This window comes from Novosphingobium sp. (assembly GCF_036803765.1).
Lineage (GTDB): Bacteria > Pseudomonadota > Alphaproteobacteria > Sphingomonadales > Sphingomonadaceae > Novosphingobium.
Map to the genome: position 1 here is coordinate 1 of NZ_DAIRTS010000033.1, position 14,493 is coordinate 14,493.

Annotated in this window: 18 protein-coding genes; 1 reads left to right on the forward strand and 17 read right to left on the reverse strand. The window is 69.6% G+C overall.

Annotated elements, in window-relative coordinates; genetic code table 11:
• A partial coding sequence (locus tag V7Q48_RS16325; RefSeq protein ID WP_333839749.1) for an Hpt domain-containing protein occupies positions 1-906 on the reverse strand: 906 nt, incomplete at its 3' end.
• Positions 903-1,163, reverse strand: coding sequence for an STAS domain-containing protein (locus V7Q48_RS16330; protein WP_333839752.1), 261 nt, complete (start codon positions 1,161-1,163; stop codon positions 903-905). The genes V7Q48_RS16330 and V7Q48_RS16325, both read right to left, overlap by 4 nt.
• Before the next feature lie 259 nt (positions 1,164-1,422).
• Between V7Q48_RS16330 and V7Q48_RS16335 the strand changes: the two genes are divergently transcribed.
• Positions 1,423-2,439 (forward strand): chemotaxis protein CheB, encoded by a 1,017-nt coding sequence (locus V7Q48_RS16335; RefSeq protein ID WP_333839755.1) that lies wholly within the window; start codon positions 1,423-1,425, stop codon positions 2,437-2,439.
• 60 nt (positions 2,440-2,499) lie between these two features.
• Here the strand turns inward: V7Q48_RS16335 and V7Q48_RS16340 are convergent, their stop codons facing one another.
• The 15 genes from V7Q48_RS16340 to fliG all read right to left on the reverse strand — a co-directional run bounded on the left by V7Q48_RS16340 (position 2,500) and on the right by fliG (position 14,492).
• Positions 2,500-2,871 carry a flagellar export chaperone FliS gene (locus V7Q48_RS16340; protein WP_333839757.1) on the reverse strand — a complete coding sequence of 124 codons (372 nt, stop codon included), beginning with the start codon at positions 2,869-2,871 and terminating at the stop codon, positions 2,500-2,502.
• Position 2,872: 1 nt separating this feature from the next.
• Complete coding sequence (gene fliD / locus V7Q48_RS16345; RefSeq protein ID WP_333839759.1) at positions 2,873-4,333, reverse strand: flagellar filament capping protein FliD; 1,461 nt, start codon at positions 4,331-4,333, stop codon at positions 2,873-2,875.
• Between the two features lie 30 nt (positions 4,334-4,363).
• A complete protein-coding gene (locus V7Q48_RS16350; RefSeq protein ID WP_333839761.1) occupies positions 4,364-5,518 on the reverse strand; it encodes an EscU/YscU/HrcU family type III secretion system export apparatus switch protein in 1,155 nt (384 codons plus the stop codon).
• Position 5,519: 1 nt separating this feature from the next.
• Positions 5,520-6,302 carry a flagellar biosynthetic protein FliR gene (gene fliR / locus V7Q48_RS16355; RefSeq protein ID WP_333839763.1) on the reverse strand — a complete coding sequence of 261 codons (783 nt, stop codon included), beginning with the start codon at positions 6,300-6,302 and terminating at the stop codon, positions 5,520-5,522.
• The gene (locus V7Q48_RS16360; protein ID WP_333839765.1) at positions 6,299-6,574 is read right to left on the reverse strand and encodes a flagellar biosynthetic protein FliQ; all 276 of its coding nucleotides are present in this window, start codon (positions 6,572-6,574) and stop codon (positions 6,299-6,301) included. The genes fliR and V7Q48_RS16360 overlap by 4 nt, the downstream gene beginning before the upstream one ends.
• Before the next feature lie 11 nt (positions 6,575-6,585).
• Positions 6,586-7,347 (reverse strand): flagellar type III secretion system pore protein FliP, encoded by a 762-nt coding sequence (gene fliP, locus V7Q48_RS16365; RefSeq protein WP_333839768.1) that lies wholly within the window; start codon positions 7,345-7,347, stop codon positions 6,586-6,588.
• Positions 7,344-7,613, reverse strand: a complete 270-nt coding sequence (locus tag V7Q48_RS16370) for a flagellar biosynthetic protein FliO (protein ID WP_333839771.1) — start codon at positions 7,611-7,613, stop codon at positions 7,344-7,346. Before V7Q48_RS16370 ends, fliP begins: the two co-directional genes overlap by 4 nt.
• On the reverse strand, positions 7,613-7,891 hold the full coding sequence (gene fliN / locus V7Q48_RS16375; RefSeq protein ID WP_333839773.1) for a flagellar motor switch protein FliN: 279 nt from the start codon (positions 7,889-7,891) through the stop codon (positions 7,613-7,615). The genes V7Q48_RS16370 and fliN overlap by 1 nt, the downstream gene beginning before the upstream one ends.
• A gap of 28 nt (positions 7,892-7,919) precedes the next feature.
• On the reverse strand, positions 7,920-8,831 hold the full coding sequence (locus V7Q48_RS16380) for a FliM/FliN family flagellar motor switch protein (protein WP_333839776.1): 912 nt from the start codon (positions 8,829-8,831) through the stop codon (positions 7,920-7,922).
• A 22-nt stretch (positions 8,832-8,853) separates the two neighbouring features.
• On the reverse strand, positions 8,854-9,453 hold the full coding sequence (locus V7Q48_RS16385; protein WP_333839778.1) for a flagellar basal body-associated FliL family protein: 600 nt from the start codon (positions 9,451-9,453) through the stop codon (positions 8,854-8,856).
• Between the two features lie 39 nt (positions 9,454-9,492).
• Entirely contained in the window at positions 9,493-10,587 is a 1,095-nt protein-coding gene (locus tag V7Q48_RS16390) for a hypothetical protein (RefSeq protein ID WP_333839782.1), read from the reverse strand.
• A gap of 424 nt (positions 10,588-11,011) precedes the next feature.
• The gene (locus V7Q48_RS16395) at positions 11,012-11,497 is read right to left on the reverse strand and encodes a hypothetical protein (protein WP_333839785.1); all 486 of its coding nucleotides are present in this window, start codon (positions 11,495-11,497) and stop codon (positions 11,012-11,014) included.
• A gap of 1 nt (position 11,498) precedes the next feature.
• On the reverse strand, positions 11,499-12,851 hold the full coding sequence (locus V7Q48_RS16400) for a FliI/YscN family ATPase (protein ID WP_333839788.1): 1,353 nt from the start codon (positions 12,849-12,851) through the stop codon (positions 11,499-11,501).
• Positions 12,848-13,417 (reverse strand): FliH/SctL family protein, encoded by a 570-nt coding sequence (locus V7Q48_RS16405; protein ID WP_333839791.1) that lies wholly within the window; start codon positions 13,415-13,417, stop codon positions 12,848-12,850. The genes V7Q48_RS16400 and V7Q48_RS16405 overlap by 4 nt, the downstream gene beginning before the upstream one ends.
• A 49-nt stretch (positions 13,418-13,466) precedes the next feature.
• Entirely contained in the window at positions 13,467-14,492 is a 1,026-nt protein-coding gene (gene fliG / locus V7Q48_RS16410) for a flagellar motor switch protein FliG (protein ID WP_333839794.1), read from the reverse strand.
• Between the last annotated feature and the right edge of the window lies 1 nt (position 14,493).

The window sequence follows — 14,493 nt, forward strand, 5'->3', positions numbered from 1 at the left end:
CGGCGGGGGCGCGATCGATGGGTGCGGGGGCGGCGCCAGCGCTTCGCCGACGGGCAGGCGCACCGGCGGCATTGCGGCATCGGCGCCGATCGCCAGCTCGCAATCGTCGCCGACGAAATCGAAGATGTCGCGCACCGCGCCTTCGTCGACGCTGGCGGGCATGCGGAACGTCCAGCCGAGATAGCCGAGGCCCGGGTCGAGCGCGTCGAGGTGGGGCACCGCGCCTGCATCGCATTCGACGCAGGTGCCGCCCAGCTCGATCACTTCGCGCAGCATCAGCAGCGGTTCGCTGCCATTGCGCATCGCGCCGGCATGGGGGCGGATCTTCACCAGCCATGCAGCGGCGGTATCGTCAGCCGGATCTTCCGCGGCTTCGTCGGCAGTCCCCGCCATCGCGCCGGCGATCGAGTCGAGCATCGAATCGAAGTCGATGCCCATGTCCTCGTCGCTGCCCGTGTCGCTATCTTCGGCCACGGGGGCAGGCGCTTGCGCTGTCACTGCCGGCGGTGCCGCAGGCGCAGCGCCTGCGTTCGCGGCCATGGCGGCGGTCAGCTCGGCCTGCAGCGCGGTGTCGTCGGGCGTCTCGCCGAGCCCGCGTGCGGCCGCGACGTGGTCACTCAGCGTGTCGAGCGCGCGCAGCAGCAGGTTGACCAGCGGTTCGGTCAGCTCAACGGTGCCGTCGCGCACGTCGGACAGCAGCGTCTCGAAGGTATGGGTATAGCCCTGGAGCGCGATGTAGCCGAAGGCGCCGGCGCCGCCTTTGATCGAGTGGACGCCGCGGAACACGGCGTTGACCGTGTCGTCGTCCTGCGTGCCCGCGCGGCAGGCCGCAAGGCCCTGCTCGGCGGCATCGAGCGATTCCTCGCACTCGGCGAAGAAGATGGCCTGGATTTCCTCGGCGTTCATGCGTTCGCTCCGTCGAAGAGATCGGAGTCGAGGCCGATCTGGCGCGCGGCATCGCGCAGCGCCGGCGAAGCGGAAATGACCGCGCCCTCGCCGCTGCGGCGAGCGCTGGCGAGGACCTGGAACATGGCCTGGCCGATATGCGTGCAGGCGGTGCCGTCGATGACGAGGGGACCATTGCCCAGCGCCGCGACCAGTTCGGGCAGCAGGGCTTCGGCAGCGGCGCGATCGCACCGCGAAGGCAGGGTTATCGTGGACATGGCCTGTTCCGTGTTCCCTCGATGGCACGTGGTCGTACTCGCCATCCCTTGCGGCACCGGGCCGGGGGAGAGCGTCCGAGGATGGATTAGCGGGAATGGGACAATGCGGGCTTTCCGTGGCCTTAGGGTGAGATACCTAGCGTGCGGGATGCAATTTGCTCCGGCCTTTGCGCGTAGGGCGGGGGGACAAGATCGATGGCGCCGACGCGGCGCGGCAATGAAGGTGTCCTGACCCATGCACGAAGCACGAGTTCTCGTAGTGGACGATTCCGCGGCCATGCGGGCGCTGTTCTCGGACATCCTCGACCAGACGAAGAACGTCGTCGTGGTCGGCGCGGCATCGAGCGCGGCCGACGCGCGTGCGCAGATCCCGCAATTGCGGCCCAACGTGCTGACGCTCGACGTCGAGATGCCGGGCATGAGCGGGATCGAGTTCCTCGCGGAAATCATGGACACAAACCCGCTGCCCGTGGTCATGCTGTCGAGCCTGACGCAGGCCGGCACCGAAACCTCGCTCAAGGCCTTCGAGCTGGGCGCGGTCGAATGCTTTCCCAAGCCGCTCAAGGCGACGCCCGAGCAGTTCGCCAAGACCGTGGGCAAGCTCGGCAAGATCGTCCTTGCCGCCGCCAACAGCAACGTGCGCGATCGCCAGAAAGCGGCCGCCAAGCGCGAGGCCGCTGCGGCCGAGGCGCCGCGCTTTGCCTGGAACGGCCGCTTCGTCGCGTTCAGCGCCTCGATGGGCGGGATCGACGCGCTGACCACCATCCTGGCCGGCTGGCCCGATGCCTGCCCGCCGACGGTGATCTGCCTTCAGACCGAACCGATGCTGGCCGAAACCTTCATCAAGCGTCTCGACAGTGAGCTGGGCTGCTCGGTCAAGATCGCGCGCGATGGCGCGCCGCTGGCCCAGGGCACGATCCATATCGCCGCCGATCCCGAATGCCATGTCGTGGTCGAACCCGGCCAGCCACCCAAGATCCGCCTGATGGCGCGCGAGCCGGTCGAAGGCGCACGCCCCTCGGCCAACCTGATGTATGGCGCGATCGCCCGCGCCGGCATTCCCGCCGTCGGCGCGATCCTGACCGGGATGGGCAACGACGGCGCCAAGGGCCTCAAGTTGCTGCGCGACAGCGGCATGGACACGATCGTGCAGAACCCGGCGAGCGCGCTGGTCAGCGAGGCGCCGAACGCGGCCATCGCTCTGGGCGCCGCGGCCGACCAGGTGGCGCTCGACGACCTGGGCGCGCGCGTCATCGCGCTTTGCAATCAGGCCTGACCGCCGGGCCAAAAGCAAAGGTCCTTCGGCGCCTGCGCGTCGAAGGACCTTTGCGTGCCTTCAGCCGGCGAGCATGGCCTGGCGTATCTCGAGAAAGTCGTCGCGGATGGTCGCGAGCCGCACGCCGTCGAAGCGCAGCGCGCTGTCGAGCACGCTGCGGCGCGCCGCCTCGTAGAGCTGGATGAGCGCGGCTCCCGCCGGATTGCTGCCGTCCACCCCCATCTGCAACGCCGTCAGCGCCGATAGGGCGCGGGTCAGCGCGGCGCTCTTGGCGGCATTGTCGCCCGTCTCGGCCGCGAAGATCGCGCGGCCGAGCGAGCCGGCCAGCTGTTCGAGGCACAGGTCCACCAGTTGGCGCGGGTTGGCGCCATGGACCCGCGCTTCGAAATCGACGCGGCGATAGGCCTCGCCCGGATCACGGCACGGGCGCACCTCAGTTCGACTTGCCGTTCCAGGCCGAGATCTGGGCCTGGAGGAACGAGAGCGTCGACTGCGAACCCGAGACCTTGGTCGCGAGCGCGGCGTAGCGACCGACGAGTTGTGCGCGCAGCGCTTCCTGCTTGGTCTGCAGGTCGGACAGTTGTGTGCCGAGCGTCTTCTGCGTCTTGCCCAGCGCATCGATCACCCCGCCCAGCGATCCGGGATCGGTGCTGGAGGCCACGGTGCGCGCCATCTTGTCGAACGTCGCATAGACGCCATGGACGCCGTTGGTGAACATCGCGGCGACACCTTCGGGGTTGTTCTTCAGTGATTTGCCCAGGACCATGGTGTCGAGCGCGAAGGTGCCGTCGCGGTTTATCTTGATGCCGAGGTCGCCCATCGTCCGGGGCTGGCCGCTGGGGGCATTGGGCATCACCACCGTGCTCGAGAGCGCACTCAGCGTTTGGCGCAGGCTGCGCGCGCCGGGGCTGGCGTTGAGCGATCCGTTGGTGGGATCGAGGTCCGCAGTCAGCGTCGAGACGATCTGGTTCAGCGCATCGACAAGATCGGTCATCGCGCTCTGGATCGTCTGCCCCGGATCGGAATAGCCGATCGTGGTGGGCGCGCCGGCGTTGGTCCCGGTCAGCTTGAGCGTGAGGCCGGGCGCTGCATCGACGATGGTGTTCGAGGCGGACGTGCGCGCCACCCCGTCGAGCAAATAGGCCGCATCGGTCGCCGTCGCCTTGAGCCGCGAGGCGTCGCCGGCCGGCGTCCAGCCGAGCCCCGCGAGCGTGGTATCGCCGGCATCGGGCGTGGTCTCGATCTGGAAGCCGTTGGCGGCGCCATCCGCACCGCGCAGCACCAGCTGGGCGCCGCCCGTGCCATTGGCGACATAGGCGCTGACCCCGGCGCCCGATGCGTTGATCTTGCGCGCCAGCGTCGACAGCGTGTCGTCTGCGGTGACGGCGATGTCCACGGCCGCGCGGCTGGTATCGGCGGTAAAGCCGGTGCCCGCCACGGTGCCGAAGCGCAGGGTGACCTTGCCGGCGCCGACCGCGCTGTCGGCCGCGGCATACGTGGGCGTGACGAGCGTCTGCCCCTTGGCCAGCGCCGTCACCTCGAGCGTGGAGGTGCCGCTGCCCGATACCGTGCCCTTGCTGACGCTGGCGACCGACGCATTGGTGATCGTGGGGGTGATGGCAAGATCGCCCTCGCGCACGCGGGTGCCGAGCGAGGTCGCCAGCGAGGCGATCATCGACTTGAGCGTCGAGGCATCGGAGATCTGCGTCGTGACCTTCGCCTGCTTGGCCGTCACCGCATCGATGCGCGCGGCGAACTGCGCGGCCGAGAGCTGTTCGGCAAGGCCGGAGCTGTCGATCGTGCTGCTACCCAGCGAGGACAGCAGCTTGGCCGTGGCCGAGGTCGAGGCCGTGGTCGAGGTGGTGCTCGACGAGGTCGAAGAGGTGGTGGTCATACCGGCAAGAACGTCCGTCGCTTGAGGGCTTTAAGGGGTGATCGCCTCGGGGCGGCCCTCTGCGTCGAAGCGCAGCCGCAGCGGTACGTCGATGCGTGGCGCGGGCGGCGCCTCGCCCCGTTGCAGCGACAGCACGAAGGCGAGGATCGCGGCGATCGGGCCGTAAAGCTCCTCGCGGATCACCTGCCGCTCGCGCGTGGTGTAATAGACCGAGCGCGCCAGCGCCGGGTATTCGAGCACGGGCAGCGCAAGCCCGGCTGCTAGCTCGCGCATCGCCAGCGCCTTCTCGCCGCGTCCCTTGGCCAGCACGATCGGCGCGGCGGCCTTGTCGGGGTCGTACGCCAGCGCGACGGCGAAGTGCGTCGGATTGGTGATGACGAACTGCGCCTCCTTCATCGCGCGGTTGACCCCGGCCATGGCGATCTCGCGCTGGCGGCTGCGGATCGCGGCCTTCTTCTCGGGCGCGCCCTCGCTTTCCTTGCTTTCGTCGCGGATGTCCTGAAGGCTCATGCGAAGGCGCAGGAAGCGGCGCACGAACTGCACGGGAAAGTCGATCAACGCGATCACCACCAGGCCAACGGCCAGCAGCACCAGCAGGCCCAGCACCGCGTCCCAGGCATAGGCCAACTGGCCGGCCAGCGCGCCTTGCGTGATCTGCCCGCCGCCCAGCCCGATGATTCCCGCCAGCCGCCCGCGCAGCCATGCGACGGCGAGCGTGCCCAGCAGCGCCACCTTGGCAAGGCCCTTGGCCAGCTCGATCAGGCCCTGCATGCCGAACATCCGGCCAAGCCCCTTGAGCGGGTCGATGCGCGAGGCCTTGGGCGCGAGGTTGCCGGCGTTCCAGCGCCCGGCCGAAAAGCCCAGCTGCGTCGCCAGCGTCACGCCGATCAGCGCCAGCCCGAGCAGCAGCACGGGCGGCAGCGCGCCCATCAGTGCGGCGGAGATGCGCTGGGCCGGATCGAAATGCGCGAGCGTGTCGTGATCCCAGCTGAACCCTGTGCGCACGGTCTGCGCCAGCTGCCCCAGCACCCATGGCCCCGCCAGCCACAGCCAGCCGATGCCGGTGAACACGCCGGCGGCGGTGCCCAGCTCGCGCGAACGCAGGACATCGCCGCCCTTGGCCGCGTCACGCTTGCGCTTCTCAGTCGGGGCGAAGGTCTTCTCGCCGTTCTCGCTCTCGGCCATGCTATCTGGCCAGCACGGCCTGGGCCTGGCCCAGCGCTATGGCGACGAGGTCGGTCATGGCATCGGCCACCAGCGGCGCGGAGACGACCAGCGCGGCGACCCCCGCCAGCATGCCCAACGGCAGGCCGAGCGCGAAGATGTTGAGACTGGGCGCCGAGCGGGCAAGCACGCCGAAGGTCAGCTGCACCAGCAGCAGAAGCAGCACCACCGGCAGCGCGATGGCGATCGCCGAGACGAACATCTGCGTGGCGAAGCCGGCGATCAGGCCCATGCGGTCGGGGGTGAACCAGCCGCCGCCGGGCGGGAAGGCGCGATAGCTTTCGACCAGCAGTGCGAACCACTGCAGATGCGCGCCAAGGCCCAGGAAGATGACGGTCAGCAGCACGGAGAAGTATTGCCCGAGCGCCGGCGAATGCGCGCCCGATACGGGGTCTGCGGCGGTGGCGATCGACAGGCCCATGCCCGCACCGATCATCTCGGCCGCGATCACCGGCGCTGCAAAGGCGAACTGGAGGACGAAGCCGATGGCAAGGCCGATCACCACCTCGCCCGCCGTGCTGATGAGGCCGGGGAGGGAGAACAAGGCGGTCGGCGCGGGGATCGTGGTCCAGTTGCACAGCAGCACCGCGAGGGCGCCGGCCAGCACCACGCGGACTTCCGCCGGCACCTGGTTGCTGCCGAACAGCGGTACTGCGAACAGCGCCGCGCCGCAGCGGGTCATCAGGAACACCATGCGCCAGAACTCGGCCTCGAGCGGGCCGAAGCCGAAATTCATCGCGATCATTGGTGCCCCGTCGCGGCGATCTGGGCAAAGACGTCGGTCATGAAATCGCCGACGAGGCCCAGCATTGCGCCGCCAAGCAGCACGAGGATCAGCGCGGTGACCGCCAGCTTGGGCACGAAGGTCAGCGTCTGCTCGTTGACCGAGGTCGCCGCCTGGATCACCCCGACGACGAGGCCGACGGCGAGGCTGGCCAGCAGCACCGGCGCGGCCACCAGCGCGGTGATCCACAGCATGCGGTCGGCCAGCGCCAGGAGGGATGCGGTATCGTCCATCCCGCGCGCGCCTATCCGAAGCTCGCCGCGAGGCTGCCCATCAGCAATGACCAGCCATCCACCAGCACAAACAGCAGCAGCTTGAACGGCAGCGATACGACGGTGGGCGACATCATCATCATGCCAAGGCTCATCAGGACCGACGAGACGACGAGGTCGATCACCAGGAACGGCAGGAACAGCATGAAGCCGATCTGGAACGCGGTCTTGAGTTCGCTGGTGACGAAGGCCGGCAGCAGAATCGAGAACGGTATGTCGCGCGCGGCGGCATAGTGCGGCGCCTTGGCCATGTCAGTGAACATGGCAAGATCACGCTCGCGCGTCTGGCGCACCATGAAGCCGTGGAATTCCATCCCCGCCGCCCCGATCGCCTGCTCGGCATTGATCTGCCCGGCCGCATAAGGCGCGATCGCCACCGCGTTCACTTTATCGAGCGTGGGCGCCATCACGAACAGCGAGAGGAACAGCGACAGCCCGATCAGGATCTGGTTGGGCGGCGACTGCTGCAGCCCCAGCGCGGTGCGCAGGATCGACAGCACCACGAGGATGCGCGTGAAGCTGGTCATCATCAGGATCAGCGACGGCAGGATCGTCAGCAGGCCCATGATGAGCAGCAGTTGCAGGCTCAGCGACAGGCTGCCCTGCGACTGCGCGCCCGCGATCTGTCCGAACGCCCGGTCGAGTGCGCCGGGAATGGCGGTCTGGGCGTGGACCGAGACGGGGACGATGAAGGCGGCGAGCAATGCTGCCGGCTTCCGCCACACCCCGTTCATTCCGCCACCTCCGGCCGTCGCGGCGCCTCGGCCAGGCGCACCAGACCGTTCTTCGAGGTCGAGACCAGGATCTCGCGGTCATGGAACGCGATCACCGCAAGGCGCAGCGTGGGCGAGAGCATCTGCGTCTCGATCACCTTGATCGTGCGCTCGCCCTGCGTGGTGGCGAACTTGCCCTCGAAGCGCTTGGCGAGCCGCAGCGATCCCCAGGCGAGGCCACCGATCAACGGCAACAGGATGGCGAGTTTGACGAGATACCAGACCATCACGCCACGTCCTTGCGCGGACCCGTGGCAGCGCCGCCCGCCAGTTCGACGATGCGCAGGCCGAAGCGATCACCCTGTGCGACCACTTCGCCACGCGCGATCAGCTTGCCGTTGACCATGACGTCGAGCAGTTCGTCGGTCAGCCGGTCGAGCATGACGACGCTGTCCTCGCCCAGCGACAGGATGTCCTGCAGCTTCATCTCGGTCCGTCCTAGTTCGACGGTGAGGCGCACGTCGACATCCTTGAGGAAATCGAAGCCGCGCGGTTGGAAGGACATGGTGAAAACCCCCTGAAGAATCGAAAAGTCAGAAAACCTGGGCGAGTTGGACGGCAAGGCGATCGTCGACCGCCCCCACGGTGCCATGACCGATGGTCTGCCCGGCGGCGCGCAGCGGCACCGCACGCGCCACCGGCACGGGCAGGACCTGGCCCACTTCGAGCGCGGAGATCGCAGCCAGCGGCAGGCGGACGTCGACCAGCACCGCACTCACCGCCAGCGGCACGTCGGCGAAGGGCGCCGCCATCGGATCGGCCGGTCCATGGTCGTGCGCGGCCGGCGGGCGGTCGCCATTGGCATAGAACCCGGCCAGCGTGTCGAACGGGAAGGCCAGCTCGATCGACCACGGCTTGCGGTCGGCCTCGCGCACCGTCAGCACGAGGGCGGCGATTTCCTCGTCGTTGGCGAAAGGCTGAAGGTGGTCGATGTTGCCCTCGCGGCGCAGGGGGCGGATCGCCTCGGCGTCATCCGCGCCGAGCGCCGCCGCCAGCCGCGCCGCGATCATGCTCTCGAGGCGCTGCACCATGAGTTCGGCCGAGAGCGGCAGTTCGCGCGGTAGGTCCGCCATCGCCGCACCCGACCCACCGAACGCGCGGTCGACCAGTTGGAGCACGGTCTCGCCCGCAACCATGCCGAGCAGGCGCGCATTGTCCGGTCCGGCGCCGTAGAGCGTGTAGGCGCCGAGGTTGCGATGCCCCATCACCTGCATCGTCGCGTAGTCCGAATAGCTGCTGCGTTCGGGCCGGCTGCAATCCACTTGCGGCTCATCGCCGCCCAGAAGCGGGGCGAGGGCCGCCACCAGCTCGCGCGCCAGTCTCTCGCCCGTTCGGGCCAGCGCGTTCACCAGTTCCGCCTGGCCGGGGCCGGGGCGCAACAGCGCCGCGCAATGCCGGGCGACAGGCCGTTCGGCGACGAAGTCGCGCTCGAATTTCATGTCCATGACGCTGTCCGCTCCTGCGTCGTCACTGCACGATGAACTGCTTGAAATAGACCGCGTCGACCCCGCCGAACCCCTCGGTCTCGTTCAGCACCTTGTTGATCGCCGCGGTGAGCCGCTCCTGCAGCTTCTGCTTGCCCTGGGGGGAGTCGATGTCGGCGTCCGGGGTGTCGGCCAGGACCGCCAGCAGGCCCGAGCGGATCGCCAGCTCGTGCTTCTTCATCCACAGCACCACGCGATAGTCGCGGCGCGTCGCGGCCGCGATCGAGACCTGGATCAGGCGGTCGGAGTCCTTGAGGTTCGAGGTGAAATCGTCGGCGAACTGATAGTAGACGGTGCGGTATTCGCTGCCGCCTTCGCCCTCGACCTCCTTGCCGCCGCCGCCTTCGCCTTCACCCTCCTTGGCGGGCGGGGCATAGGGGTCCTCCTCGCCCTTGCGGATCAGCTTGGGCTTGTTGTCCTCGTGGATCACCACCTGCGGGCCGCCGAGGATGCCGGCGGCGAACAGGCCGTAGATGCCACCGCCGCCGGCCGCCAGCATGGCCACCGCCACGCCGATCAGCAGCATCGGTCCGCCCTTCTTCTTTTTCTTGGGCTCTGCGTCCTTGTCCTTCTTGTCGCTCATGCTCGGTCCTTGATGGATGGGGGTGGTGGGGCGGCGGCGTCAGGCGAAGATGCCGCGATCGGCCGGGGCCTCGTCATCGCCGACATTCGACTGCCGCGCGGTCGGGCCCGCCGCTTGCCGCAGGTCGCTGCGGCGGGGTTGCGGTTCGGGCTGGCCCTGGCCCTGACTCTGCGCCTGGTCCTGCGACTGGGCGCGCGGAGAAAGATCGCTGCCCGGGCTTGCGCTCGACGGCGGCTGTGCCTGCACCGGTGCGGGCTCTGCTGCGGGAACCCGGCTGGCGGCAAGAACCGCCGGGGCAAAGCCCGGATCGGCGCTCGCCAGCGTGACCGACAGGCCGTCGTCCTCGTGATGGAACTGCAGCGAAACCTTGCCGAACGCGGCATGCGCCAGTGTCGCGCCGGCGGCGGCACCGCTTTCGCGGGCACGGGCGACGGCCTCGACAAGTGCCGCGACCTGCGTACCGGGGACCGCCATCGCCGCGCCCGGCGTGGACGCGAGCGGCTGCGTGGTGAGCGGTGCGCTGGCCGGCGCCTGCACTACAGCCGATGCGTTAGGCTGATTGACCGGGACGATGCCGGCTTGCGGCAGCGGTGCCTCGCGCTCGGCAATGCCCATGTGCCGTCCCACCGGGACCGGTCCCGTGTCAGGTGCGGGCCGTGCCTCGGGCTGCAGGGGACGGGGCAGCGGGCCTTCGGCACGAGCCGCGACCATGGTTGCCGTCGAAGGCAGAGCGGAGCCTGGCGTCGGCGTCGGCACGGGTGATACCTGGGGCGTCAGCGCCACGACCTGCACGGCGGGCGAGGTGGGCAGTGCGACCTGTGGCTTGTCCGGTTGCCCGGAGTCGGCGGCAGGCTGGGCCGTGCCAACCGGAGCGCGCAACGCGGGCGCGATCGCTGCCGTGATTCGTGCTGCCCCCGTCTGCGCAGGCTGTGCTGCCCGTCCGGGCTGGTCGATTGCCGTCGGCAATCCTGCGACCGCGACAGATTGGGGAAGAATTACCGGGACGGCAGGCAGTGCCTCCTCCTGCGGCGAGGATCCTGCATCGCGCTGCTCGTTGGTGTCGTGACGCCGTTCGCCGTCCGCATCGTCAGCGGTTCGTACCCCATGGGAGCGATCGACGATCTTCGCGGCCATCGTCATTGCCGCCGCCGTCGCGATGTTTTCGGCCACAGAGGGCGCGGCATGAGCGACAGCAGCTTCAGGACCGGCAGGGACAGGTGAGGGCGTTCCCGACGGCATTGCCGGGTCAACCGGCAAAGGCTTGCCGCTTGCCACCAAGATGTCGGGCAAACTCGATGCCGTGGCGGCAATCGGTGCGGCGGTGGGCACGCCCGGTTGCGGTGCAGGGACACCGGGCGTGGATGGCTGCGCCTTCGTGATCGGCTGCACCGCGGCCGCGAAAAGCCCCGCAAATCCACCCATTTCCTTGCCCGCCTGCGTCGGTGCCGCAAGGACCGGGCTTGCCGATCCAGCCGGCACGACCGTGGCGGCAAGCGAGGGAGAGGCAGCAAGAGGAAGCATGGCGGGGCAGTCTCCGGTTGGGTACGGCAAGGTTAATTCAAGAGCCGTGCCAATTGCCCGAAGTCGCCGCAGGTGTTTGCGCGCACGGCGCCTCGTCGCCCGCAGCGGCGCGGGCAGCGCCCAGCGGCGTGGCCTCGCCGGCCTGGCGCACGGCCAGCGTGCGGGCTTCGGCGGCGATACGGTCGGCGACGGCGCTGCGGCGGCGCTCGGCCGCGGCGACATCGGCAGCGCGGGCGTCGGCGATGCGCCGCGCCGTGTCGATCTCGCCGCCGGTCGTGCGGGCGATCTGCCCCAGCCCTGTGCGAAACGCGCCAATCTGGGCCAGCGCCGCCCCGTCGGCGGCATCGGTGCGCGCGGCATAGGCGCCCGCCAGCGTCTCGGTGCGCTGCGCCAGCTGCTGCAATTGCGCGAGCGTGCTTTCGGCAAGGCCGGCCGCGACCATGGCTTCGCGATGGTGGATCGCGCGCATCCGCTCCAGCCGGCGCAAGCGCGCCAGGCGTTGCCGTTGCGCGGTCAGCGTCATGTCAGCCGGCCATCAGCGCGGTAAGGGCCGCGACGCTGTCAGTCATCGGCACGACGGTTCGCGCGGGCTGCATCAGGAACTGCGCCAGCGCCTCGTGCATCGCAATCGCCCGGTCGAGTTGCGGGTCGGCACCCTGCCGATAGGCGCCCATCAGCACGAGGTCGCGGTTCGTCTCGTACGTGGCGATCAACCCGCGCAGGCTGCGCGCGGCGGCCTGGTGCGTCTCTTGCGTCACGTCGCTCATCACGCGGCTGAGCGAGGCGGGAATGTCGATCGCGGGATAGTGCCCGCGCTGCGCCAGATCGCGTGACAGCACGATATGCCCGTCGAGGATCGAGCGGGCGGTATCGACCACCGGATCGTCCTGGTTGTCGCCGTCGGCCAGCACGGTGTAGAGCCCGGTGATCGAGCCCCCGCTCGCCGCCGAATTGCCCGCGCGCTCGACCAGCTTGGTGATCGTCGCCAGCGCGGACGGGGGATAGCCGCGCGCCGCGCCCGGCTCGCCCAGCAAGAGCGCGATCTCGCGCCCGGCGTGGGCCACGCGGGTCAGGCTGTCCATGATCAGCAGTACGCGCCGCCCCTGCGCGCGGAAGTATTCCGCCAGCGCAGTCGCCATCATCGCGCCGCGGATGCGCAAGTTGGGCGCATGGTCGGCCGGCACGGCGATCACGGCGGTATGCGCGCGCTTGGCGCCCGCCATGTGCCGCTCGACGAAATCCGAAACCTCGCGCGCGCGCTCGCCGATCAGGCCGACGATGACGATCTCGGCCTCAGCGCCGTGAGCCACCATGTCCAGCAGCACCGATTTGCCCACGCCCGATCCGGCCATGATGCCGATGCGCTGGCCGACGCCGAACGTGGTCAGCGCATCGAGCGCGCGAACCCCGGTGCCGAAGGGCAGGCGCACCGGACTGCGATCGAGCGCACCGGCCCGCTTGCCCCCGGAGGGCCATTCGTGCCGCGTGGCGATCGGCGGGCCGCCATCGATGGGCCTGCCCTCGCCATCGACCGCCCGGCCCAGGAACGCCTCGCCTACCGGGACCATGCCGGGTCGCCCCTCGGGCCGCACCCGCGCGCCGGGGCGCAGCAGCACTGGGTCGCCCAGCAGCATCATCAGGGTGCGGCCGTTGCGAAAGCCGATGGCCTCGGCGGCAATGTCGCCGGCGCCATGGGCGATGCGGCATTGCGTGCCGATCGGCACCGACAGGCCGGAAACTTCGAGCAGTCCGCCGTCGCAGGCACTGAGCAGGCCGTAGCGGCGCGGCGCGAGATCGGGCCGGGCACCCGCCAGCGTCGCTAGCAGGGGCAGGGCGGGGTGCAGCACCGCCGCCCCGCGAACCGGATCGGCCTTCATCGCGCCAGTGCCTCGTCCAGAGCACGGCGCCATTGCGCGGGGCCATCCTCGACCCCGCCGAGACTGCCATCGACCCGCACGGTCCCGCGTTCCAGCTGCGGGTCCGGCTCGCAGTGCCAATCCTCGGGCAGGGCATGGCCCACGGCGGCCAGGTCTTCGGGATGAAGGCGGATCACCCGCGCATCTTCGGCCCGCGCCAGCATCTGTGCCGCGCGGCGCACGCGCGCGGCCAGCGCGTCGGTGTCGATCGCGGCCTCGGCCACCACGCTCTCGCACAGGGCCAGCACTGTCTGGCGCAGGCGTTGCTCCAGTGCGGCGATCTCGTCGGTGGCCATGGCGCGCAGGGCCGTCTCGATGCGGTGGCGCGCCGCGTCCTGTGCCGCCTGCGTGGCTTCCGCTTCGGACAGCGCCTGTGCATAGCCCTCGGCATGGCCGCGCGCATGGGCCAAGGCCAGCGGATCGGGCGCCTCCGGCTCGGGGATCGCGACGAACGCCGCGTCGGGCGGTGGGGGCACGACGCGGGCAAAGCGGCGATCCTGCAGGAAGCCGCCCGAGTGCGTGGGCACTGGCCCCCAGGCCCGCAGGGCCCGTTGGGGCGGGGGCAGGCGCAGTACCTCAGACATAATCATCGTCGCCCGATCCGAAGACGATCACGCCCTCGGCCGACAGGCGGCGGGCGGCGGTGATCATCGCCTTCTGCGCTTCCACGACTTCGGCACGCTTGAGGCGCCCACGCGCGGCGATCTCGTCGCGCACGCCATCGGCGGCACGGCTCGACATCGCGCGGAAGAAGACATCGCGCTGCGGCTCGTCGATGCCCTTGAGCGCGGCGATCAGCGTATCGCTGTCCACCTCGCGCAGCATCGCGCCCATCGACTGCGGGTCGAGCACGTAGAGGTGTTCGAACTTGAACATCTCGTCTTCGATCTTCTTGGCGAGGAGCTTATCCATCTTGGTGATCTCGGGCATGACCCGCTTCTCCACGCTGCGCACCGCGGCATTGATGATCTCGGCCGCTTCGCGCGGGCCGCCCATGGTCAGCGCGGCGCGGCTGTGGACGGCGACGATGCGCCGGGTCAGCACCTCCTCGAGCATGGCGAGCGCCTCGCCCGAGACCTTGCCCAGCGTGGCGATGCGATGGACCACCTGCGTCTGGATGCCCTCGGGCAGCCCGTGAAGCACGGCGGCGGCGACATCGGGTTCGATCTGCACCAGCAGGACGGCGATGGCCTGCGGATGCTCGCCCTTGACCAGCGGGATCAGCACTTGGGGGTTGAGCCAGCGCGCCAGTTCGAGCGCGGAAGTATCCTGCGCCTTGTCGGGCACGATGCGGTGCATGAGGTTGTCGGCCTTCACCTCGCCCACCGCGCGCGTCATCAACTGGCGCACCTGGCCGACGCGGTCATGCGTGACGAGGCCGAGCCGCTCGGTCCGCTCGACGAAACCGGCGATCGAGCGCGCGATCGCCACCGGGCCGATCTCGCCCAGCGCGCACATCTTTTCGCCCAAGAGGCGCAACTCGCCCGGCTCCAGTCGGCCAAGCAGGTCTGCGGCCTGCTCGTCCTCCAGCAGCATGACCATGACTGCGGCCAGTTCCGGCTCGGTCATGGTGTCGACGGCGATGTCGAGATCGCTTTCCATG

Excerpts from the sequence above, each read along its gene's own strand:
- V7Q48_RS16390 (WP_333839782.1), bottom strand. The coding sequence starts at position 10,587 with ATGGCCGCGAAGATCGTCGATCGCTCCCATGGGGTACGAACCGCTGAC.
- V7Q48_RS16395 (WP_333839785.1), bottom strand. The coding sequence starts at position 11,497 with ATGACGCTGACCGCGCAACGGCAACGCCTGGCGCGCTTGCGCCGGCTG.
- V7Q48_RS16360 (WP_333839765.1), bottom strand. The coding sequence starts at position 6,574 with ATGGACGATACCGCATCCCTCCTGGCGCTGGCCGACCGCATGCTGTGG.
- fliP (WP_333839768.1), bottom strand. The coding sequence starts at position 7,347 with ATGAACGGGGTGTGGCGGAAGCCGGCAGCATTGCTCGCCGCCTTCATC.
- V7Q48_RS16370 (WP_333839771.1), bottom strand. The coding sequence starts at position 7,613 with ATGGTCTGGTATCTCGTCAAACTCGCCATCCTGTTGCCGTTGATCGGT.
- V7Q48_RS16330 (WP_333839752.1), bottom strand. The coding sequence starts at position 1,163 with ATGTCCACGATAACCCTGCCTTCGCGGTGCGATCGCGCCGCTGCCGAA.
- V7Q48_RS16400 (WP_333839788.1), bottom strand. The coding sequence starts at position 12,851 with ATGAAGGCCGATCCGGTTCGCGGGGCGGCGGTGCTGCACCCCGCCCTG.
- V7Q48_RS16385 (WP_333839778.1), bottom strand. The coding sequence starts at position 9,453 with ATGAGCGACAAGAAGGACAAGGACGCAGAGCCCAAGAAAAAGAAGAAG.
- V7Q48_RS16380 (WP_333839776.1), bottom strand. The coding sequence starts at position 8,831 with ATGGACATGAAATTCGAGCGCGACTTCGTCGCCGAACGGCCTGTCGCC.
- V7Q48_RS16350 (WP_333839761.1), bottom strand. The coding sequence starts at position 5,518 with ATGGCCGAGAGCGAGAACGGCGAGAAGACCTTCGCCCCGACTGAGAAG.
- fliD (WP_333839759.1), bottom strand. The coding sequence starts at position 4,333 with ATGACCACCACCTCTTCGACCTCGTCGAGCACCACCTCGACCACGGCC.
- fliG (WP_333839794.1), bottom strand. The coding sequence starts at position 14,492 with ATGGAAAGCGATCTCGACATCGCCGTCGACACCATGACCGAGCCGGAA.
- fliN (WP_333839773.1), bottom strand. The coding sequence starts at position 7,891 with ATGTCCTTCCAACCGCGCGGCTTCGATTTCCTCAAGGATGTCGACGTG.
- fliR (WP_333839763.1), bottom strand. The coding sequence starts at position 6,302 with ATGATCGCGATGAATTTCGGCTTCGGCCCGCTCGAGGCCGAGTTCTGG.